Origin of the sequence: Neobacillus mesonae (genome assembly GCF_001636315.1) — a bacterium.
In the GTDB taxonomy this organism is placed as follows: Bacteria; Bacillota; Bacilli; order Bacillales; family Cytobacillaceae; genus Neobacillus; species Neobacillus mesonae.
Map to the genome: position 1 here is coordinate 2777098 of NZ_KV440949.1, position 18148 is coordinate 2795245.

Genomic DNA, 18148 nt, shown 5'->3' on the forward strand with positions numbered 1-18148 from the left:
GGTTCCAGCTGAGGGCCGTAGAACAATCACGAAGGGAGGTTCATTCATGGGTCGCAGCTTAAAAAAAGGACCATTTGTTGATGATCATTTAATGGTTAAGGTCGAAAAGTTAAATGAATCGGAGAAGAAGCAAGTTATTAAAACTTGGTCTCGCCGTTCAACGATCTTCCCACAATTTATCGGTCACACGATCGCCGTTTACGATGGCCGTAAACATGTGCCTGTATATGTTACGGAAGACATGGTAGGACACAAGCTTGGAGAATTCGCTCCAACTCGTGCTTACAGAGGTCACGCCGCTGATGATAAGAAAACAAGACGTTAAGAGAGGAGGGCATCCTAATGCAAGCTAAAGCTGTTGCAAGAACAGTTCGTATTGCTCCTCGTAAAGCACGTTTAGTCGTTGATTTAATCCGAGGAAAGCAAGTTGGTGAAGCGGTAGCCATTTTGAAACTTACTCCGAAGGCTGTTTCTCCAATAGTGGAAAAAGTATTAAAATCTGCTATGGCCAATGCTGAGCATAATTACGAAATGGACGTTAATAATTTGGTAGTTGCTCAAGCATTTGTAGATGAAGGACCAACATTGAAACGTTTCCGTCCTCGCGCAATGGGCCGTGCAAGCCAAATTAACAAACGCACTAGCCACATCACAATCGTTTTATCAGAGAAGAAGGAGGGATAATCTGTGGGTCAAAAAGTAAATCCAGTTGGTTTGCGTATCGGGATCATCCGTGATTGGGAATCTAAATGGTACGCAGGCAAAGACTTTGCTGAACTTTTACACGAAGACATTAAAGTTCGTGAATACATCACGAAGCGTTTAAAAGATGCTTCTGTTTCTAAAGTAGAAATCGAACGCGCTGCAAACCGTGTGAACGTAACAGTTCATACTGCTAAGCCTGGTATGGTTATCGGTAAGGGCGGTACAGAAGTTGAAGCACTGCGCAAAGCTTTAAATCAACTTACTGGCAAACGTGTTCATATCAATATTCTTGAAATTAAAAAAGCAGATATTGATGCAAAACTAGTTGCAGAAAATATTGCACGTCAATTAGAAAACCGTGTATCATTCCGTCGTGCACAAAAGCAAGCAATCCAGCGTGCAATGCGTGCAGGTGCGAAAGGTATTAAAACAATGGTATCTGGACGTCTTGGCGGTGCTGATATCGCTCGTGCAGAACACTATAGCGAAGGAACAGTTCCACTTCATACACTTCGCGCTGATATCGACTATGCTACAGCTGAAGCGGACACTACTTATGGTAAGCTTGGTGTAAAAGTATGGATCTATCGTGGAGAGGTCCTTCCTACAAAGAAGAAAACTGAGGAAGGAGGCAAATAATATGTTATTGCCAAAACGCGTAAAATTCCGTCGTCAACATCGTGGTAAAATGCGTGGTAACGCAAAAGGTGGTACTGAAGTAACATTTGGAGAATATGGTCTTCAAGCAACAGAAGCTTCATGGATCACAAACCGCCAAATCGAAGCTGCCCGTATTGCGATGACTCGTTACATGAAACGTGGCGGTAAAGTTTGGATCAAAATTTTCCCGCATAAGCCTTACACTGCTAAGCCTCTAGAAGTTCGAATGGGTTCCGGTAAAGGTGCTCCTGAGGGCTGGGTTGCTGTTGTTAAGCCTGGAAAAATTATGTTTGAAATTGCGGGCGTTTCTGAAGAAATCGCACGTGAAGCTCTTCGTCTAGCATCACACAAACTTCCAGTTAAATGTAAGTTTGTAAAACGTGAAGAAATTGGTGGTGAATCAAATGAAAGCTAATGAAATTCGTGACCTAACCACTGCTGAAATTGAACAAAAAGTTAAATCCTTAAAAGAAGAGCTTTTTAATCTTCGCTTTCAATTGGCGACAGGACAACTTGAAAATACTGCTCGCATTCGTGAAGTACGTAAAGCGATTGCTCGCCTGAAGACTATTGTTCGTGAAAGAGAAATCGGCTTTAATAAGTAAAAACTATGAGAGGAGGTTCACATAAATGAGTGAACGTAACCAACGCAAAGTTTACACAGGACGCGTTGTTTCCGACAAAATGGATAAGACTGTTACTGTTCTTGTCGAAACATACAAAAAGCATCCACTATACGGTAAACGCGTTAAGTACTCTAAAAAGTTTAAAGCTCATGATGAGCAAAACCAAGCAAAGGTTGGCGACATCGTACGTATCATGGAAACTCGCCCACTTTCAGCTACAAAGCGCTTCCGTCTAGTTGAACTAGTAGAAAAAGCAGTTATTATTTAATTGTTCGGATAAGCACTATTTCCGAAGGGAGGTTACACACATGATTCAACAAGAATCACGTTTAAAAGTTGCTGACAACTCCGGTGCTCGTGAAGTACTTACCATTAAAGTTCTTGGTGGCTCTGGCCGCAAAACTGCTAACATTGGTGATATCATCGTTTGTACAGTAAAACAAGCAACACCTGGTGGCGTTGTTAAAAAAGGCGACGTTGTTAAAGCTGTTGTAGTTCGTACTAAAAGCGGTGTTCGCCGTCCAGATGGTTCTTACATTACTTTTGATGAAAACGCATGTGTTGTTATCAAAGATGATAAGAGCCCTCGTGGTACTCGTATTTTCGGACCAGTTGCCCGCGAACTTCGCGACAACAACTTTATGAAAATTATTTCCTTAGCTCCAGAAGTTCTATAATATAAATTAAATTGCCTTTAAGGAGGTGCTTACAGATGCATGTGAAAAAGGGTGATAAAGTCAGAGTCATCTCTGGTAAGGATAAAGGCAAGACAGGTGTAGTCCTATCTGCTTTTCCAAAAGACAACCGCGTTTTAGTAGAAGGTGTTAACATCGTGAAAAAACATTCAAAACCTTCTCAAGCGAATCCACAAGGCGGAATCTTCAGCTTTGAGGCACCAATTCATGTATCAAACGTAATGCCTATCGATCCTAAATCTGGTAACCCGACTCGTGTAGGTTATAAAACGGTTGATGGCAAGAAAGTACGCGTAGCAAAATCCGGTGAAGTTCTAGATAAATAGTTTAAAGAAGAAGGGAGGTACACAAAATGAACCGCCTAAAAGATAAATTTGTTAACGAAATTACTCCAGCTCTTGTGAGCAAGTTTAATTATAAATCAGTTATGCAAGTACCTAAGATCGAAAAGATCGTTATCAATATGGGTGTTGGTGACGCAGTTCAAAATGCAAAGGCACTTGACAATGCAGTAGAAGAGCTTGCAATTATCACAGGTCAAAAACCTGTTGTAACACGCGCAAAGAAATCAATCGCTGGTTTCCGTCTGCGTGAGGGCATGCCTATAGGCGCAAAAGTTACACTACGCGGCGAACGCATGTACCAATTCTTGGATAAATTAGTTTCTGTTTCTTTACCTCGTGTACGTGACTTCCGTGGAGTTTCTAAAAAATCTTTCGATGGTCGCGGCAACTATACATTAGGTATTAAAGAACAACTAATCTTCCCTGAAATTGATTACGATAAAGTAAGCAAGGTTCGTGGTATGGATATCGTTATCGTAACAACCGCTAATACTGATGAAGAAGCTCGTGAGCTCTTAACTCAAATTGGAATGCCATTCCAAAAGTAATCGCTAAATAAGGGAGGCGAAAACGTGGCTAAAAAGTCAATGATTGCGAAACAAAAACGCACGCCTAAATTCAAGGTACAAGAGTATACACGCTGCGAACGCTGCGGACGTCCACACTCTGTATATCGCAAATTTAAGCTTTGCCGTATTTGTTTCCGTGAATTAGCATACAAAGGACAAATTCCGGGTGTTAAAAAAGCAAGCTGGTAAAACTAGAGTTTGTGGAAGGAGGTAAAATTAATGGTCATGACAGATCCTATTGCTGATATGCTTACTCGTATTCGTAATGCGAATATGGTACGTCACGAAAAATTAGAAGTGCCTGCTTCTAATATCAAAAAAGAAATCGCTGAAATTCTAAAGCGTGAAGGTTTCGTACGTGATGTTGAATTTATCGATGACAATAAACAAGGTATTATCCGTATCTTCTTAAAATACGGTACTAATAACGAACGTGTTATAACTGGCTTAAAGCGCATAAGTAAGCCTGGCTTACGTGTTTATGCAAAATCAAATGAGGTACCACGTGTCCTAAATGGTCTTGGTATTGCTTTAGTATCCACATCAACCGGTGTTGTAACGGATAAAGAAGCTCGTGCGAAACAAATCGGCGGCGAAGTATTAGCTTACGTTTGGTAAGAAGAGTTTTGAATGAATGGAGGTGCACTAAATGTCTCGCGTAGGAAAAAAACCTATTGAAATTCCAACAGGTGTAACAGTTACAGTTAATAACCATGCTGTTACCGTTAAAGGACCGAAAGGCGAACTTTCTCGCTCTTTTAATCCGGATATCACTATTAACGTAGAAGAAAATGTAGTTACAGTAACTCGTCCTTCTGATTCGAAAGAACACCGTACATTACACGGTACTACTCGTGCGCTCTTAGCGAATATGGTCGAAGGTGTTTCTAAAGGATTTGAGAAAAATTTAGAATTAATCGGGGTTGGATACCGCGCTCAAAAGCAAGGCAAGAAGCTTGTATTGAATGTTGGTTATTCTCACCCGGTTGAGATTGAAGCAGAAGAAGGCATTGAAATCGAAGTGCCTGCAAATACGAAGATTTCTGTAAAAGGTACTGACAAAGAACGTGTTGGTGCATTAGCAGCTAACATTCGTCAAGTTCGTCCTCCAGAGCCGTATAAAGGCAAAGGGATCCGTTACGAAGGCGAATTTGTTCGTCGCAAAGAAGGTAAAACAGGTAAGTAATGCCGCATAGGTAAACGAAAGGAGTGACGTAAATGATTACGAAGCAAGATAAAAACGCTGTTCGCCGGAAAAGACACGCTCGTGTTCGTGCGAAACTTAGCGGAACTTCTGCTCGTCCACGTCTAAATGTGTTTCGTTCAAATAAGCATATTTATGCTCAATTAATCGATGACGTATTAGGAGTTACTTTAGCAAGTGCTTCTACACTAGATAAAGAACTGAACCTTGAGTCTTCAAGCAATCTTGATGCAGCTAAAGCGGTTGGCGAATTAGTTGCGAAGCGTGCGGTGGAAAAAGGTATTACTTCTATTGTCTTTGATCGTGGAGGATACCTATACCATGGACGTATTCAAGCATTAGCTGATGCTGCTCGTGAAAATGGCCTACAATTTTAATAGACAAAGGAGGGACTAAAGAAACATGCGTCGAATTGATCCAAACAAGCTTGAACTAGAAGAACGCGTAGTTACGGTTAACCGTGTTGCAAAGGTTGTAAAAGGTGGTCGTCGTTTCCGTTTCACTGCACTTGTTGTAGTTGGCGACAGAAATGGCCATGTCGGTTTCGGTACCGGTAAAGCCCAAGAAGTACCTGATGCAATTCGTAAGGCAATTGAAGATGCCAAGAAAAATCTTATTGAAGTACCTATGGTTGGAACGACTGTTCCTCACGAAGTAATTGGACGTTTTGGTGCTGGTGAAATCCTGCTTAAACCTGCTGCAGAAGGTACAGGAGTTATCGCAGGTGGACCAGTCCGTGCGGTTCTTGAATTATCTGGAATTCAGGATATCCTTTCAAAATCTCTTGGAACAAATACTCCAATTAACGTCATTCGTGCAACCGTTGAAGGCTTAACACAATTAAAACGTGCTGAAGACGTAGCAAAATTACGTGGTAAATCAGTAGAAGAACTGTTAGGATAAGGGGGGGAAATCAAATGGCAAATAAACTTGTAATTACCCTCAGCAAAAGCGTTATTGGACGTCCAGAGGACCAACGCAAAACAGTTGAAGCTCTAGGCTTACGAAAATTAAATCAAACAGTTGAGCAACAAGATAATGCAGCCATTCGTGGTATGATCAATAAAGTTGCTCACCTTGTAACAGTTAAAGAACAGTAATAAATTGTTGTTTTTCATAAGGAGGTGCCGATATGAAACTACATGAATTAAAGCCTGCTGAAGGTTCTCGTCAAGAACGTAAACGTAAAGGGCGCGGTATTGGTTCAGGTAATGGTAAAACTGCTGGTAAAGGTCATAAAGGACAAAAAGCTCGTTCCGGCGGTGGAGTACGTGTTGGATTCGAAGGTGGTCAAACACCTTTAATGCGTCGTTTACCAAAACGTGGATTCACTAACATCAGCCGTAAAGAGTTTGCTATTGTGAACCTTGATGCTTTAAACCGTTTTGAAGATGGTACAGAAGTTACTCCAGAACTTCTGATCGAAACTGGTGTTGTTAGCAACGAAAAGTCAGGAATTAAGATTCTTGCTAAAGGGAACGTAGAGAAAAAGTTGACTGTAAAAGCTCACAAATTCTCCTCTGCTGCTAAGGAAGCGATCGAAGCTGCTGGTGGAACTACTGAGGTGATCTAATGTTCCAGACAATCTCCAATTTTATGCGCGTGGGTGAAATACGACGTAAGATCATATTCACCCTTTTAATGTTAGTCGTATTTCGACTGGGTACATTTATTCCTGTACCGAATGTAAATGCATCTGTACTTGCTGATCAAGATAAGCTGAGTGTATTCGGGATTTTGAATACGTTTGGCGGCGGTGCTTTAAAGCAGTTTTCCATTTTTGCAATGGGAATTATGCCGTATATTACCGCTTCTATCATTATTCAGCTGTTGCAAATGGATGTTGTACCAAAATTTACTGAATGGTCCAAGCAAGGGGAATCAGGCCGACGTAAGATTGCCCAATTTACCCGTTATTTCACAATAGTGCTTGGATTTATTCAAGCGTTAGGGATGTCCTACGGCTTTAATAATTTAGCAGGCGGCCAATTAATTGAAAACCCTGGAATAACTACTTATTTATTAATTGCGGTTGTGCTGACTGCTGGTACGGCGTTTTTAATGTGGTTAGGGGAACAAATTACCGCTAAAGGTGTTGGAAATGGTATTTCCATCATTATCTTTGCTGGTATTGTTGCCGGTATCCCAACGGTTGTTAATCAAATTTATGTTCAACAATTTGAAAATGCAGGCGAGGCATTATTTTTACGTATTGTGACCGTTGCATTAATTTTGCTTGCGGTGATTGCCATTGTAGTGGGTGTTATTTTCATCCAACAGGCAACACGTAAAATTCCAATTCAATATGCGAAGCGCATGGTTGCTGGACGTAACCCAGTTGGCGGTCAATCGACACATATGCCGTTAAAGGTAAACGCTGCTGGAGTTATCCCTGTTATCTTTGCTGTTTCCTTTATTGTAACGCCGAGAACTGTTGCATCATTTTTTCCGCAAAACGATGTAACCCTTTGGATCATGAAAGTGTTTGATTATTCTCATCCAATTGGCATGATTATTTATGCGGCTTTAATTATCGCGTTTACTTATTTTTATGCCTTTATTCAAGTTAACCCTGAACAAGCAGCGGAAAACTTACAAAAGCAAAGCGGCTATATTCCAGGAATTCGTCCAGGTAAGAGCACGCAAGAATATTTAACACGCGTCTTATATCGTTTAACTTTTGTGGGGGCAATTTTCCTAGCGATTATTGCAGTTCTTCCTGTCATCTTTATTAAGATAGCGAACCTGCCACAATCCGCACAAATCGGTGGAACAAGCTTGCTCATCGTTGTCGGTGTTGCGCTTGAAACATATAAGCAGCTTGAAGCACAATTAGTTAAACGTCATTATAAAGGATTTATTAAATAAAAGGTTTTACGATGGGGGCCCCCTCCCACATTATGGGGACCCCGTAAGCCTATTTTTTAAGCACGAGGGGGAATACGTGTGAATTTAGTATTAATGGGGCTACCAGGTGCCGGTAAAGGTACTCAAGCTGAACAAATCGTCGAGAAATACGGCGTCCCTCATATCTCTACTGGAGATATGTTCCGTGCAGCAATGAAAGAGGGAACAGAATTAGGATTAAAAGCGAAATCCTTTATGGACAAAGGCGAGTTAGTTCCTGATGAAGTAACAATCGGGATTGTCCGTGAACGTTTGAGCAAGGAAGATTGCGAGCAGGGCTTCCTATTGGATGGCTTTCCTAGAACAGTACCTCAAGCAGAAGCATTAGAAACTCTTTTAGAAGAGTTAAACAAAAAAATTGATTACGTCATTAATATCAATGTGGATAAAAGCATTTTAATGGAGCGTTTGACTGGACGCCGAATCTGTAAAGACTGTGGTTCTACGTATCATCTAGTATTTAATCCTCCTGCAAAAGAGGGTGTATGCGATCGCTGCGGCGGAGAGCTTTACCAAAGAGCAGATGATAACGCGGAAACTGTTCAGAACAGATTGGATGTCAATATCAAGCAGCAAGAACCATTACTTACTTTCTACGAAGCAAAAGGATATTTACGTACGATTGATGGTCAGCAGGATATTGAAAAGGTATTTGCTGATATCGAAGAATTACTAAGGGTTATCCGTTAATGCTTAACCCCAAAGATCCCGGCAAGCGACTCTCGAACATCTCCCGGAAAATTCGATAGTATCTGAAAGCAAATGGCTTTTCTATAGTCCTACAGAGTATGCAGGACCGAGAGTTGGGCAAGAATGACATGAGGATGCGATATTACCTCATTACATGAAATTTACTTGCGGACAAATGACGTAGAGTATGTTAAAATTGAAAGGTTGCTAACAACTTACGAACGAGAAGACTCGCTTTACAATACTAGTCTTTACGAACGTTTAATTTTCGAAAGAGAAGGGAGACGGGACCGATGGCCAAAGATGATGTTATTGAAATTGAAGGTAAAGTCATTGAAACTTTGCCAAATGCGATGTTTAAGGTAGAATTAGAAAATGGTCATACAGTGCTAGCTCATGTTTCCGGAAAAATTCGAATGCACTTCATTCGTATTTTGCCAGGAGACAAAGTAACTGTTGAGCTTTCTCCATATGACTTAACACGCGGAAGAATTACGTACCGCTTTAAATAGTTGCTTGCACTCCGTAATACTAAGGAGGTTAGGATAATGAAAGTAAGACCATCTGTTAAACCGATCTGCGAAAAGTGCAAAGTTATCCGTAGACGCGGTAAAGTTATGGTTATCTGTGAAAACCCTAAACATAAACAAAAACAAGGATAATACTCGAGGGAGGTGCACATTTTAAATGGCACGTATTGCTGGTGTAGATATTCCACGTGAAAAACGTGTAGTAATCTCTTTAACTTACATTTATGGTATTGGTAAAAATACAGCACAAAAAATCTTAGCAGAAGCTGGTGTTTCTGAAGATACTCGTGTGCGTGATTTAACTGAAGACGAACTTAACAAAATCCGTGATATCATTGACAAATTAAAGGTTGAGGGTGATCTTCGCCGTGAAGTTTCTCTTAACATTAAGCGTCTAATGGAAATCGGCTGCTATCGTGGTTTGCGTCATCGCCGCGGATTACCAGTTCGTGGACAAAATACGAAAAACAACGCTCGTACACGCAAAGGTCCTCGTAAGACTGTTGCGAACAAGAAGAAGTAATCGGCAAAGGAGGTTAAATTAAATGGCACGTAAAACGAATACACGTAAACGTCGTGTTAAAAAGAATATTGAAGCAGGAGTTGCACATATCCGTTCAACTTTCAATAATACAATCGTAACCATCACTGATGTACATGGTAATGCAATTTCATGGTCAAGTGCAGGCGCGCTTGGATTTAAAGGCTCTCGTAAGTCTACTCCATTCGCTGCACAAATGGCTGCTGAAACTGCTGCAAAAGTATCAATGGAACATGGAATGAAAACTTTAGAGGTTACAGTTAAAGGACCTGGCGCAGGCCGTGAAGCTGCTATTCGTGCACTTCAAGCTGCTGGTCTTGAAGTAACTGCTATTAAAGACGTTACACCTGTTCCTCATAACGGCTGCCGTCCGCCGAAACGTCGTCGCGTGTAATTTTTCTGTATAGAATTTGTATCATTCGTCTATAATGGGATATGATATGAATTTATTTAAAGTTTATACAGAAGATTTATTCCAGTTGTTGTGCACAAAACGGGAACATATACATGGGGGAATTTCAATTAGCGAACATCTAATTGAGGTTTCGACGTTTTGAAGGAGGGTTAATTGATGATCGAAATAGAAAAACCAAAAATCGAAACGGTTGAGATCAGCGATGATGCCAAATACGGTAAGTTCGTCGTAGAGCCACTAGAGCGTGGATATGGTACCACTTTGGGTAACTCCTTACGTCGTATCCTATTATCTTCACTGCCAGGTGCCGCTGTTACTGCGATTCAGGTCGATGGGGTACTTCATGAGTTCTCAACAATTGAAGGCGTCGTAGAGGATGTAACATCTATCATCTTAAATATCAAAAAGATTGCGTTGAAGATTTACTCTGATGAAGAAAAAACATTAGAAATTGATATCCAAGGTTCAGGCCCTGTTACTGCTGGTAACATTACCCATGACAGTGATGTGGAGATTCTAAATCCAGATCAGCACATCGCAACTTTGGCATCAAATGGACATCTACGTATGCGTTTAACTGCTAAGCGTGGACGCGGTTATACTCCTGCTGACCAAAACAAACGTGAGGATCAGCCAATTGGGGTTATTCCGATTGATTCCATTTATACACCGGTTTCTCGTGTTTCTTATCAAGTAGAGAATACTCGTGTCGGTCAGTTATCAAATTTTGATAAATTGACACTTGATGTTTGGACAGATGGAAGCACTGGACCAAAAGAAGCAATTGCTCTTGGTTCAAAAATTTTAACTGAGCATTTAAATATTTTCGTTGGGTTAACTGATGAAGCTCAAAATGCTGAGATTATGATTGAAAAAGAAGAAGATCAAAAAGAAAAAGTTCTAGAAATGACAATTGAAGAACTTGATCTTTCCGTTCGTTCTTATAACTGCTTAAAGCGTGCTGGAATTAACACTGTTCAGGAATTAGCAAATAAAACTGAAGAAGATATGATGAAAGTGCGTAACTTAGGCCGTAAATCACTCGAAGAAGTGAAGGCAAAACTAGAAGAGCTTGGATTAGGCTTACGTAAAGACGACTAGTTTTTACCTGGTCAATCCGTTTTAATGACTTCAACAAAGGAGGGAACCCTTCATGGCATACAGAAAGCTAGGACGTACAAGCGCACAGAGAAAAGCAATGCTGCGTGATTTAACAACTGATTTAATTATCAATGAGCGCATCGAAACAACAGAAACACGTGCGAAAGAACTTCGCTCAACTGTTGAGAAGATGATTACTTTAGGAAAACGCGGTGACCTTCATGCGCGCCGTCAAGCTGCGGCTTACATTCGTAACGAAGTAGCAAATGCAGAAAATGGTCAAGATGCACTTCAAAAACTATTCTCTGATATCGCTCCACGTTACCAAGAACGTCAAGGCGGTTATACTCGTATCATGAAACTTGGACCACGTCGCGGTGACGGCGCTCCAATGGTTATTATCGAGTTAGTTTAATATTGACTAACAGACAACAAGGGCGCTGGACAGTTTAGAACAAACTTGTTCTTTGCCCTTTTTGTATATTACCTGGTTGCTATTATAACCAAGCCAAAAAGAGTGTTACGATGAGCGCAACTCCAGATCGTTTGGAGCCTTCCCAGTTTCATATTACTTTTTTAGGAAGAAAGGAACTGTTTCCTTTTTTGTGACTCGTCTAGCTCATGCACCTCTCCCGATATTTTATAGTTTAAATATATAGTAGAAGCTGCTTACAAGCACTGCCCTGGGAAGAGGTGCAGGCTTTTTTTGTATATGGAGTAGAGAAGAGACTAGTTTAGGGGGGAGAAACTTCGATGAAAACGCCGATTGTGTCACTTAAAGAAGTGACTTTCCAATATGATGGACAGGAACGAAATGCGCTAAATCATGTTTCTTTTGATATTTATGATGGGGAATGGCTGGCTATTGTCGGGCATAATGGTTCAGGAAAGTCGACGATGGCCAAATTATTAAATGGACTGCAATTTCCTAACGAAGGTGAAATTATAGTTTGTGGGAATAAACTTAATGAAGAAAGTATTTGGGATATCCGTAGAGAGATTGGAATGGTTTTTCAAAACCCTGATAATCAGTTCGTTGGAACCACTGTCCAGGATGATGTGGCTTTTGGTTTAGAAAATATGGGCATTCCAAGGGAAGAAATGGTCCAAAGGGTTGAAGATTCATTGAAAAAGGTTAAAATGGATCAATTTCTGCATCAAGAGCCCCACCATCTTTCAGGAGGGCAAAAGCAGCGAGTTGCCATAGCTGGAGTGCTCGCACTAAGACCTGCTATCATAATTTTGGATGAGGCAACATCGATGCTTGACCCAAGAGGCCGGGAAGAAGTGTTAGAAACGGTAAGAACCTTAAAGGATGAAAAATCACTGACTGTTATTTCGATAACCCATGACTTAGAAGAGGCCGCAAAAGCTGACCGGATTATCGTTATGAACAAAGGTGAAGTTTTCCGTGAAGGTACCCCTGAAGAAATTTTCTCAATGGATGAACAATTAATTCAGCTTGGGTTGGACATTCCCTTTTCAGTGAAAATGGCAAAAGCATTTCGCTCAGAAGGAATACAATTATCCAAGTATTATTTATCGGAAGAAGAGTTGGTGACAGAGTTATGGACATCTCGCTCTCACATGTAGATTACCGTTATCAAGCTAACACGCCGTTCGAACGTTTAGCTATACAAGACGTTTCCATTGATATTCCTTCAGGAACTTATATGGCTGTAATCGGCCATACCGGTTCAGGTAAATCAACCGTATTGCAGCATTTAAATGCCCTGCTCGTCCCATCGGAAGGAACCGTAACGATTGGCGATAGAGAAATTAAAGCGCATCAGAAAAATAAAAATTTGCGACAGGTGCGTCAGCGGGTAGGAATTGTCTTTCAATTTCCTGAGCACCAATTATTTGAGGAAAGCGTGGAGAAAGACATTATCTTCGGCCCAATGAATTTTGGCGTTTCAGAAGCGGAAGCCAAAAAACGTGCGCGTCTTGCCTTGAAGCAAGTGGGACTTGGAGAAGAAATCTTAGAAAAGTCACCATTTGACCTGTCAGGCGGTCAAATGCGCCGGGTAGCGATTGCTGGTGTATTAGCGATGGAACCTGATGTCATTGTACTTGATGAACCGACTGCCGGTTTAGATCCTAGGGGCCGCAAGGAAATTATGGACATGTTTTATCAGCTTCATCAGGAAAGAAAATTATCCACGATTCTTGTCACTCACAGCATGGAGGATGCAGCAAGATACGCGGACCGCATTGTGATCATGCAGGAGGGAAAGGTTGCTAAAAAGGGAACACCGGAAGAGATTTTCTCATCGCCTGCAGAGCTCCTGCAAATGGGGCTGGACGTTCCAGAAGTAGTCCGTTTTCAGCTTAAGCTAGAGGAACAGGGAATGGAATTTGAAAAAATCTATTTGTCGATTGAACAATTATCATCTGCTGTCGCTGACGCGTTAAAGCGAGGTGTCCGATCATGATGGAAAAAATGATTTTCGGCCGTTATGTCCCAGCAGACTCTCTGATTCACAAAATGGACCCGCGTTCAAAACTGACCATCATTTTCCTGTTTGTTTGTATTATTTTCCTTGCTAATAATTGGCAGACCTATGTAATTATTGGACTTTATACATTTTTAATGATTGGATTATCCCGGGTTCCGATCCGCTTTCTATACGGCGGCCTAAAGCCGGTTTTATGGCTGGTGGCGTTCACGTTTATCCTCCAGCTATTTTTTACAAGGGAAGGAACTCTTGTGTATCAATGGGGTGTCATAAAAATTTATGCAGAAGGAATTAAAATGGGCTTTTATATATCCTTCCGCTTTTTCTTTCTGATTTTAATGACTTCGCTATTAACGCTGACGACTACACCGATTGAAATTACCGATGGACTGGAAACCCTTTTAGGGCCGTTAAAAAAGATTCGTTTTCCGGTTCATGAAATGGCCTTGATGATGTCAATATCGCTGCGTTTTATTCCGACATTGATGCAGGAAACGGATAAAATTATGAAGGCGCAAATTGCCAGAGGTGTTGAGTTTGCCAGCGGCCCGGTGAAAGAGCGGATTAAGGCGGTCATTCCATTGTTAATCCCGTTATTTGTCAGCTCGTTTAAACGAGCGGAAGAACTTGCGGTTGCGATGGAAGCCAGAGGGTACCGCGGCGGCGAGGGCAGGACTAAATATCGGCAGTTAAGCTGGAAGCAGGTTGATACCCTTCAGATTGTTTTTCTAGCTATTATTACAGTTCTACTCATTTTATTTCGTTCCTAATGGAGAGAATAATGCAAAGATACAAAGCAATTATTGCTTATGATGGTACAGAGTTTTTCGGTTATCAGGTACAGCCGAATAAGCGGACGGTTCAGTCAGAACTGGAGGCTGTTTTGGCAAAAATGCATAAAGGCGCTGAGGTGAAAGTAACGGCCTCAGGGAGAACAGATGCCGGTGTCCATGCGAGGGGACAAGTTGTCCATTTTGATTCGCCGTTATTCATTCCTGAAGAGAAATGGGTAATTGCTTTGAACTCCCTGCTTCCGGATGATCTTTCAGTTCTAACTGTTGAGATGGTAAATGAGTCTTTTCATGCCCGCTTTGCTGCGGTTGGAAAGGAATATCGTTATCGGCTGCTGTTATCGAAGATGCGGGACCCCTTTGAGAGTCGTTACGCTTACCGTTACCCTTATCCTTTGGATCTGGAGGCAATGCAGGCGGCTAGCTGCTATTTGGTTGGCAGACCACTTGATTTTACCAGTTTTTGCTCTGCCAAAACGGAGGTTGTCGACAAGGTCCGGACCATTGAAACAATTGATTATGTGTTGGAGGGGGACCTGCTTACGCTGCGATTTGTGGGTAACGGATTCTTGTATAATATGGTTCGTATTTTGGTAGGAACGCTTTTAGAGGTAGGCTCAGGAGACCGTAAGCCCGAAGAAATGGCCGATATTTTGGAGCGGCAGGACCGGCGCTTTGCCGGTAAAACCGCACCCGCACATGGATTGTATCTTTGGGAAGTGTTTTACAAAAAAAGTCTTTAAAACAACCCCACCTGGTGTAACATTTTCTTGACAATTGGATGCCAACTATTTATTATATAATATGTGTGTGTTTTTAATCCCACGATAAAGCCCCGGAAAGTCTTAATCGTGATTGAAAATATATGATTTGAAACTTAAGCTGCACAGTGGCATAACGTTCATTCCCGGAACAGAATCGGACGTTGATTGCTAATGATCGTGCGAAAACAATAATCTTAATGGATATTAATTAGGAGGGAAATTCATGCGTACAACGTTTATGGCTAATGCCAACAATATCGAGCGCAAATGGTACGTAGTTGATGCTGAAGGCAAAACTCTTGGTCGTCTTGCTTCTGAAGTAGCATCTATCCTACGCGGAAAACATAAACCAACTTATACACCACATGTTGACACTGGTGATCATGTTATCATTCTTAATGCTTCTAAGATTGAATTAACTGGTAACAAGTTAAACGATAAAATTTACTACCGTCACACTATGCACCCAGGCGGTTTAAAGCAAAGAACTGCTCTTGAAATGCGTACAAACTACGCTGAGAAAATGCTTGAGCTTGCTATTAAAGGCATGCTTCCAAAGAATTCTCTTGGTCGTCAAATGTTCAAAAAATTACACGTGTATGCTGGCGCAGAGCATCCACATCAAGCACAAAAACCTGAAGCTTACGAGCTTCGCGGTTAATTAAAGGGAGGGAAACAACTTGGCACAAGTTCAATATATTGGTACTGGTCGTCGTAAGAGCTCTGTCGCACGTGTGCGCTTAGTTCCAGGTACAGGTAAAATTGTAATTAATGATCGTGATATCGACACATATATCCCATTCGAAGCTTTACGTGTTGTTGTAAGACAACCATTAGTAGCTACTGAAACAGTTGGCAGCTATGATGTTCTTGTAAACGTAAGCGGCGGCGGTTATACTGGTCAAGCTGGAGCAATCCGTCACGGTATTGCTCGTGCATTACTGCAAGCTGACCCAGAATTCCGTCCAACATTAAAGCGCGCAGGTCTATTAACTCGTGACGCACGTATGAAAGAACGTAAGAAATACGGTCTTAAAGGTGCTCGTCGTGCACCTCAGTTCTCAAAACGTTAATTATTCGTTTCAAAGGCTCTCAACCAATTGGTTGGGGGTCTTTTTTTGTGTGCCAGGCATGTTCATTTACTTGGCGGTGTGAGTCCGCTATGGGCGTTGGGATATGCGAACCATTAGCTGAAGGCAAGGGTGTTCATGGTGACATGAAATCTGAAGGAAGCCCTAGGCAAATCCTTGGTCTGAGGTACACGAACCACATTTGAGGTTTCAATTTCAGGACGAGTTTGCAAAACAAATTGAAGTCCCAAATATCCCCGGATGGAATTGAAATAAATGTGGCAGACATATGAGGAGAAGGTGGATGAACTTACCCTGGGAGGTCTCTTGATACCCTTTAAAGGAACCTACTTAGTGATAAGTAATTGAATCTAGAGAAGTCAGCCGAGGTCATAGTATCAACCTTACGGTTGAGAAGGACTGAACGAAAGGAGCGACCATGTTAGAGCAGTTTACAAAGGAACGAGGAGACAGCCAATCATATGACTATAAAAGAAGTAGGTGAACGGAATTTACTGAGAACTTTTGTAGAGTTGAGTTACCTTTGTGCAACCTCAAGAGCATGGGAACAATATGGAATCTAATAACGAGTTAATTGTGAGAATTATAAGCCGAGATAATATGAACCTAGCCTTTCAGAGGGTTAAGAGAAATAAAGGAGCTGCAGGAGTCGATGAGAAAGATATAGAAGCAACTCGCCTTTATCTGAAAGAATACGGTCATGAAATCCTCCGACTTATACAAGAAGGAAAATATAAACCACAAGCAGTCAGGAGGGTAGAAATACCAAAGCCCAACGGTGGAAAACGTAAGTTAGGAATTCCCACAGTAACTGACAGAGTCATTCAGCAAGCAATCTCCCAAGTATTAACCCCAATCTTTGAGAAACAATTTAGCCCCTATAGCTATGGATTTAGACCTAATAAAAGCGCACACCAAGCAATAGAACAGGCTAGACAATATATCGAAGAAGGCTACTATTACGTAGTGGACATAGACTTAGAGAAGTTCTTTGATAAAGTACAACACGACAAGCTTATGTCCATCGTTGCCAAGTCTATCACAGATAAAATGACTCTGAAATTAATCCGTCGATACCTTCAAGCAGGTGTTATGGAAAATGGAGTTGTATCGGTGAACAAGGAAGGAACTCCGCAAGGAGGACCACTGAGTCCCTTACTTAGCAATATCATTCTAAATGAGTTGGACAAGGAGCTTGAAAACCGCGGGCATAAATTTGTACGTTATGCAGATGACTGTAACATATATGTTAAGAGTCTAAAAGCAGGGGAACGGGTCAAAGAAGGAATTACAGACTTCATTGAGAAGAAATTAAAGCTCAAAGTGAATGAGGAGAAAAGCGCGGTGGGAAAGCCAATAGCACGTGTATTCTTAGGTATGAGTTTTTATCAATGGAAAAGAAAATCTAAAATATACGTGCCAAAGAAAACCAAGGAAAGATTCGAAGGAAAGCTAAAGAAACTCACGAACCGTAATTGGGGAGTAAGTATGGAATTTCGTATTCTAAAGATTAATCAACTTATTCAGGGATGGGGCAATTACTTTAAAATCGCGGATATTAAGAAATATGCATCCTTAACTGACGCGCATATCAGAAGGCGATTAAGAGCCTGCCGATGGAAAGAGTGGAAGAAAACGAAAACTAAATACAGAAACCTGAAGAAACAAGGTATTCCTTCAAATGTCGCTTGGAGATGTGCCAATACCCGAAAGGGTTACTGGAGATTTTCCAATAATCCAGTCTTGGATTCAGCCTTGAATAAGGATTATTGGATAAGACAAGGACTTAAACAATTAACTCAAATAATTTCATAGAACTTTCGAACCGCCGTATACCGAACGGTACGTACGGTGGTGGTGTGCTGTGAAAGGCACATCAGAGATGAGGGAAGGTCCCTCGATGGAGATTGTACCAGGCAAATCCATCAAACAACCCTAAGCTGCTGCAATAAAGAGTTGTGGTAGTAAGCGTCTAGGGAAAAGGTTGTATTAAAACAATCATGTGAGATATACAAAGATGAACGAAAGTGAATCGCTGAAGAAGTATCGATAACGT

The 18148-nt window shown here is 41.3% G+C and carries 31 protein-coding genes; all 31 read left to right on the forward strand.

Annotated features, from left to right (window positions below):
* Positions 1-46 precede the first annotated feature (46 nt).
* The 31 genes from rpsS (at position 47) to ltrA (ending at position 17907) form a co-directional block, all read left to right on the forward strand.
* On the forward strand, positions 47-325 hold the full coding sequence (gene rpsS / locus A6749_RS13105; protein WP_066390113.1) for a 30S ribosomal protein S19: 279 nt from the start codon (positions 47-49) through the stop codon (positions 323-325).
* Positions 326-342: 17 nt separating this feature from the next.
* Positions 343-684, forward strand: a complete 342-nt coding sequence (rplV, locus tag A6749_RS13110; protein ID WP_066390114.1) for a 50S ribosomal protein L22 — start codon at positions 343-345, stop codon at positions 682-684.
* Positions 685-687: 3 nt separating this feature from the next.
* Positions 688-1344 (forward strand): 30S ribosomal protein S3, encoded by a 657-nt coding sequence (gene rpsC, locus A6749_RS13115; RefSeq protein WP_066390117.1) that lies wholly within the window; start codon positions 688-690, stop codon positions 1342-1344.
* A 1-nt stretch (position 1345) separates the two neighbouring features.
* Entirely contained in the window at positions 1346-1780 is a 435-nt protein-coding gene (gene rplP, locus A6749_RS13120; protein WP_066390119.1) for a 50S ribosomal protein L16, read from the forward strand.
* Entirely contained in the window at positions 1770-1970 is a 201-nt protein-coding gene (gene rpmC, locus A6749_RS13125) for a 50S ribosomal protein L29 (RefSeq protein ID WP_066390121.1), read from the forward strand. The genes rplP and rpmC overlap by 11 nt, the downstream gene beginning before the upstream one ends.
* Positions 1971-1995: 25 nt before the next feature.
* Positions 1996-2259 carry a 30S ribosomal protein S17 gene (gene rpsQ / locus A6749_RS13130; RefSeq protein WP_066390123.1) on the forward strand — a complete coding sequence of 88 codons (264 nt, stop codon included), beginning with the start codon at positions 1996-1998 and terminating at the stop codon, positions 2257-2259.
* Between the two features lie 40 nt (positions 2260-2299).
* A complete protein-coding gene (rplN, locus tag A6749_RS13135; RefSeq protein WP_066390130.1) occupies positions 2300-2668 on the forward strand; it encodes a 50S ribosomal protein L14 in 369 nt (122 codons plus the stop codon).
* Positions 2669-2703: 35 nt separating this feature from the next.
* The gene (gene rplX, locus A6749_RS13140; protein WP_066390132.1) at positions 2704-3012 is read left to right on the forward strand and encodes a 50S ribosomal protein L24; all 309 of its coding nucleotides are present in this window, start codon (positions 2704-2706) and stop codon (positions 3010-3012) included.
* A gap of 26 nt (positions 3013-3038) precedes the next feature.
* On the forward strand, positions 3039-3578 hold the full coding sequence (rplE, locus tag A6749_RS13145; RefSeq protein ID WP_066390133.1) for a 50S ribosomal protein L5: 540 nt from the start codon (positions 3039-3041) through the stop codon (positions 3576-3578).
* A gap of 24 nt (positions 3579-3602) precedes the next feature.
* The gene (gene rpsN, locus A6749_RS13150) at positions 3603-3788 is read left to right on the forward strand and encodes a 30S ribosomal protein S14 (RefSeq protein WP_001085700.1); all 186 of its coding nucleotides are present in this window, start codon (positions 3603-3605) and stop codon (positions 3786-3788) included.
* 30 nt (positions 3789-3818) lie between these two features.
* Positions 3819-4217, forward strand: a complete 399-nt coding sequence (gene rpsH / locus A6749_RS13155) for a 30S ribosomal protein S8 (RefSeq protein WP_066390135.1) — start codon at positions 3819-3821, stop codon at positions 4215-4217.
* A 31-nt stretch (positions 4218-4248) separates the two neighbouring features.
* Positions 4249-4785 (forward strand): 50S ribosomal protein L6, encoded by a 537-nt coding sequence (rplF, locus tag A6749_RS13160; RefSeq protein WP_066390137.1) that lies wholly within the window; start codon positions 4249-4251, stop codon positions 4783-4785.
* A gap of 32 nt (positions 4786-4817) precedes the next feature.
* A complete protein-coding gene (gene rplR, locus A6749_RS13165) occupies positions 4818-5180 on the forward strand; it encodes a 50S ribosomal protein L18 (protein ID WP_066390139.1) in 363 nt (120 codons plus the stop codon).
* 25 nt (positions 5181-5205) lie between these two features.
* Positions 5206-5706 carry a 30S ribosomal protein S5 gene (rpsE, locus tag A6749_RS13170; RefSeq protein ID WP_066390141.1) on the forward strand — a complete coding sequence of 167 codons (501 nt, stop codon included), beginning with the start codon at positions 5206-5208 and terminating at the stop codon, positions 5704-5706.
* Between the two features lie 14 nt (positions 5707-5720).
* A complete protein-coding gene (rpmD, locus tag A6749_RS13175; protein WP_066390142.1) occupies positions 5721-5903 on the forward strand; it encodes a 50S ribosomal protein L30 in 183 nt (60 codons plus the stop codon).
* A gap of 32 nt (positions 5904-5935) precedes the next feature.
* The gene (rplO, locus tag A6749_RS13180) at positions 5936-6376 is read left to right on the forward strand and encodes a 50S ribosomal protein L15 (RefSeq protein ID WP_066390143.1); all 441 of its coding nucleotides are present in this window, start codon (positions 5936-5938) and stop codon (positions 6374-6376) included.
* Positions 6376-7671, forward strand: coding sequence for a preprotein translocase subunit SecY (gene secY / locus A6749_RS13185; RefSeq protein WP_066390144.1), 1296 nt, complete (start codon positions 6376-6378; stop codon positions 7669-7671). The genes rplO and secY overlap by 1 nt, the downstream gene beginning before the upstream one ends.
* 78 nt (positions 7672-7749) lie before the next feature.
* On the forward strand, positions 7750-8400 hold the full coding sequence (locus A6749_RS13190; RefSeq protein WP_066390145.1) for an adenylate kinase: 651 nt from the start codon (positions 7750-7752) through the stop codon (positions 8398-8400).
* 293 nt (positions 8401-8693) lie between these two features.
* Complete coding sequence (gene infA, locus A6749_RS13195; protein WP_007085268.1) at positions 8694-8912, forward strand: translation initiation factor IF-1; 219 nt, start codon at positions 8694-8696, stop codon at positions 8910-8912.
* Positions 8913-8948: 36 nt separating this feature from the next.
* A complete protein-coding gene (gene rpmJ, locus A6749_RS13200; RefSeq protein ID WP_000868344.1) occupies positions 8949-9062 on the forward strand; it encodes a 50S ribosomal protein L36 in 114 nt (37 codons plus the stop codon).
* A gap of 25 nt (positions 9063-9087) precedes the next feature.
* Complete coding sequence (rpsM, locus tag A6749_RS13205) at positions 9088-9453, forward strand: 30S ribosomal protein S13 (protein WP_066390147.1); 366 nt, start codon at positions 9088-9090, stop codon at positions 9451-9453.
* A 22-nt stretch (positions 9454-9475) separates the two neighbouring features.
* Positions 9476-9865: a 30S ribosomal protein S11 gene (gene rpsK / locus A6749_RS13210; protein WP_066390149.1), complete on the forward strand. Its 390-nt coding sequence runs from the start codon at positions 9476-9478 to the stop codon at positions 9863-9865.
* Between the two features lie 177 nt (positions 9866-10042).
* Positions 10043-10987 carry a DNA-directed RNA polymerase subunit alpha gene (locus tag A6749_RS13215; RefSeq protein ID WP_066390151.1) on the forward strand — a complete coding sequence of 315 codons (945 nt, stop codon included), beginning with the start codon at positions 10043-10045 and terminating at the stop codon, positions 10985-10987.
* A 52-nt stretch (positions 10988-11039) separates the two neighbouring features.
* Positions 11040-11402, forward strand: coding sequence for a 50S ribosomal protein L17 (rplQ, locus tag A6749_RS13220; protein ID WP_066390152.1), 363 nt, complete (start codon positions 11040-11042; stop codon positions 11400-11402).
* A 338-nt stretch (positions 11403-11740) separates the two neighbouring features.
* Entirely contained in the window at positions 11741-12580 is an 840-nt protein-coding gene (locus A6749_RS13225) for an energy-coupling factor ABC transporter ATP-binding protein (protein ID WP_066390154.1), read from the forward strand.
* A complete protein-coding gene (locus A6749_RS13230; RefSeq protein WP_066390156.1) occupies positions 12556-13422 on the forward strand; it encodes an energy-coupling factor ABC transporter ATP-binding protein in 867 nt (288 codons plus the stop codon). Before A6749_RS13225 ends, A6749_RS13230 begins: the two co-directional genes overlap by 25 nt.
* Complete coding sequence (locus tag A6749_RS13235) at positions 13419-14216, forward strand: energy-coupling factor transporter transmembrane component T family protein (RefSeq protein ID WP_066390158.1); 798 nt, start codon at positions 13419-13421, stop codon at positions 14214-14216. Before A6749_RS13230 ends, A6749_RS13235 begins: the two co-directional genes overlap by 4 nt.
* 11 nt (positions 14217-14227) lie before the next feature.
* Positions 14228-14980, forward strand: coding sequence for a tRNA pseudouridine(38-40) synthase TruA (truA, locus tag A6749_RS13240; protein ID WP_066390160.1), 753 nt, complete (start codon positions 14228-14230; stop codon positions 14978-14980).
* 244 nt (positions 14981-15224) lie between these two features.
* Complete coding sequence (rplM, locus tag A6749_RS13245; protein ID WP_066390162.1) at positions 15225-15662, forward strand: 50S ribosomal protein L13; 438 nt, start codon at positions 15225-15227, stop codon at positions 15660-15662.
* Between the two features lie 19 nt (positions 15663-15681).
* A complete protein-coding gene (rpsI, locus tag A6749_RS13250) occupies positions 15682-16074 on the forward strand; it encodes a 30S ribosomal protein S9 (RefSeq protein ID WP_066390168.1) in 393 nt (130 codons plus the stop codon).
* A 570-nt stretch (positions 16075-16644) separates the two neighbouring features.
* Entirely contained in the window at positions 16645-17907 is a 1263-nt protein-coding gene (gene ltrA / locus A6749_RS13255; RefSeq protein ID WP_066390170.1) for a group II intron reverse transcriptase/maturase, read from the forward strand.
* Positions 17908-18148: the final 241 nt, after the last annotated feature.

Bases quoted from the DNA above. Each gene is read 5' to 3' on its own strand.
- ltrA (WP_066390170.1), top strand. From the start codon at position 16,645: ATGGAATCTAATAACGAGTTAATTGTGAGAATTATAAGCCGAGATAAT.
- rpsE (WP_066390141.1), top strand. From the start codon at position 5,206: ATGCGTCGAATTGATCCAAACAAGCTTGAACTAGAAGAACGCGTAGTT.
- rpsQ (WP_066390123.1), top strand. From the start codon at position 1,996: ATGAGTGAACGTAACCAACGCAAAGTTTACACAGGACGCGTTGTTTCC.
- rpsH (WP_066390135.1), top strand. From the start codon at position 3,819: ATGGTCATGACAGATCCTATTGCTGATATGCTTACTCGTATTCGTAAT.
- rpsM (WP_066390147.1), top strand. From the start codon at position 9,088: ATGGCACGTATTGCTGGTGTAGATATTCCACGTGAAAAACGTGTAGTA.
- rplX (WP_066390132.1), top strand. From the start codon at position 2,704: ATGCATGTGAAAAAGGGTGATAAAGTCAGAGTCATCTCTGGTAAGGAT.
- rplM (WP_066390162.1), top strand. From the start codon at position 15,225: ATGCGTACAACGTTTATGGCTAATGCCAACAATATCGAGCGCAAATGG.
- rplO (WP_066390143.1), top strand. From the start codon at position 5,936: ATGAAACTACATGAATTAAAGCCTGCTGAAGGTTCTCGTCAAGAACGT.
- rplF (WP_066390137.1), top strand. From the start codon at position 4,249: ATGTCTCGCGTAGGAAAAAAACCTATTGAAATTCCAACAGGTGTAACA.
- secY (WP_066390144.1), top strand. From the start codon at position 6,376: ATGTTCCAGACAATCTCCAATTTTATGCGCGTGGGTGAAATACGACGT.
- rplN (WP_066390130.1), top strand. From the start codon at position 2,300: ATGATTCAACAAGAATCACGTTTAAAAGTTGCTGACAACTCCGGTGCT.
- rplE (WP_066390133.1), top strand. From the start codon at position 3,039: ATGAACCGCCTAAAAGATAAATTTGTTAACGAAATTACTCCAGCTCTT.
- A6749_RS13225 (WP_066390154.1), top strand. From the start codon at position 11,741: ATGAAAACGCCGATTGTGTCACTTAAAGAAGTGACTTTCCAATATGAT.
- rplV (WP_066390114.1), top strand. From the start codon at position 343: ATGCAAGCTAAAGCTGTTGCAAGAACAGTTCGTATTGCTCCTCGTAAA.
- A6749_RS13235 (WP_066390158.1), top strand. From the start codon at position 13,419: ATGATGGAAAAAATGATTTTCGGCCGTTATGTCCCAGCAGACTCTCTG.
- truA (WP_066390160.1), top strand. From the start codon at position 14,228: ATGCAAAGATACAAAGCAATTATTGCTTATGATGGTACAGAGTTTTTC.
- A6749_RS13215 (WP_066390151.1), top strand. From the start codon at position 10,043: ATGATCGAAATAGAAAAACCAAAAATCGAAACGGTTGAGATCAGCGAT.
- rpsS (WP_066390113.1), top strand. From the start codon at position 47: ATGGGTCGCAGCTTAAAAAAAGGACCATTTGTTGATGATCATTTAATG.
- rplR (WP_066390139.1), top strand. From the start codon at position 4,818: ATGATTACGAAGCAAGATAAAAACGCTGTTCGCCGGAAAAGACACGCT.
- rplP (WP_066390119.1), top strand. From the start codon at position 1,346: ATGTTATTGCCAAAACGCGTAAAATTCCGTCGTCAACATCGTGGTAAA.
- rpmD (WP_066390142.1), top strand. From the start codon at position 5,721: ATGGCAAATAAACTTGTAATTACCCTCAGCAAAAGCGTTATTGGACGT.
- rpmJ (WP_000868344.1), top strand. From the start codon at position 8,949: ATGAAAGTAAGACCATCTGTTAAACCGATCTGCGAAAAGTGCAAAGTT.
- rpmC (WP_066390121.1), top strand. From the start codon at position 1,770: ATGAAAGCTAATGAAATTCGTGACCTAACCACTGCTGAAATTGAACAA.
- rplQ (WP_066390152.1), top strand. From the start codon at position 11,040: ATGGCATACAGAAAGCTAGGACGTACAAGCGCACAGAGAAAAGCAATG.
- A6749_RS13230 (WP_066390156.1), top strand. From the start codon at position 12,556: ATGGACATCTCGCTCTCACATGTAGATTACCGTTATCAAGCTAACACG.
- rpsK (WP_066390149.1), top strand. From the start codon at position 9,476: ATGGCACGTAAAACGAATACACGTAAACGTCGTGTTAAAAAGAATATT.
- infA (WP_007085268.1), top strand. From the start codon at position 8,694: ATGGCCAAAGATGATGTTATTGAAATTGAAGGTAAAGTCATTGAAACT.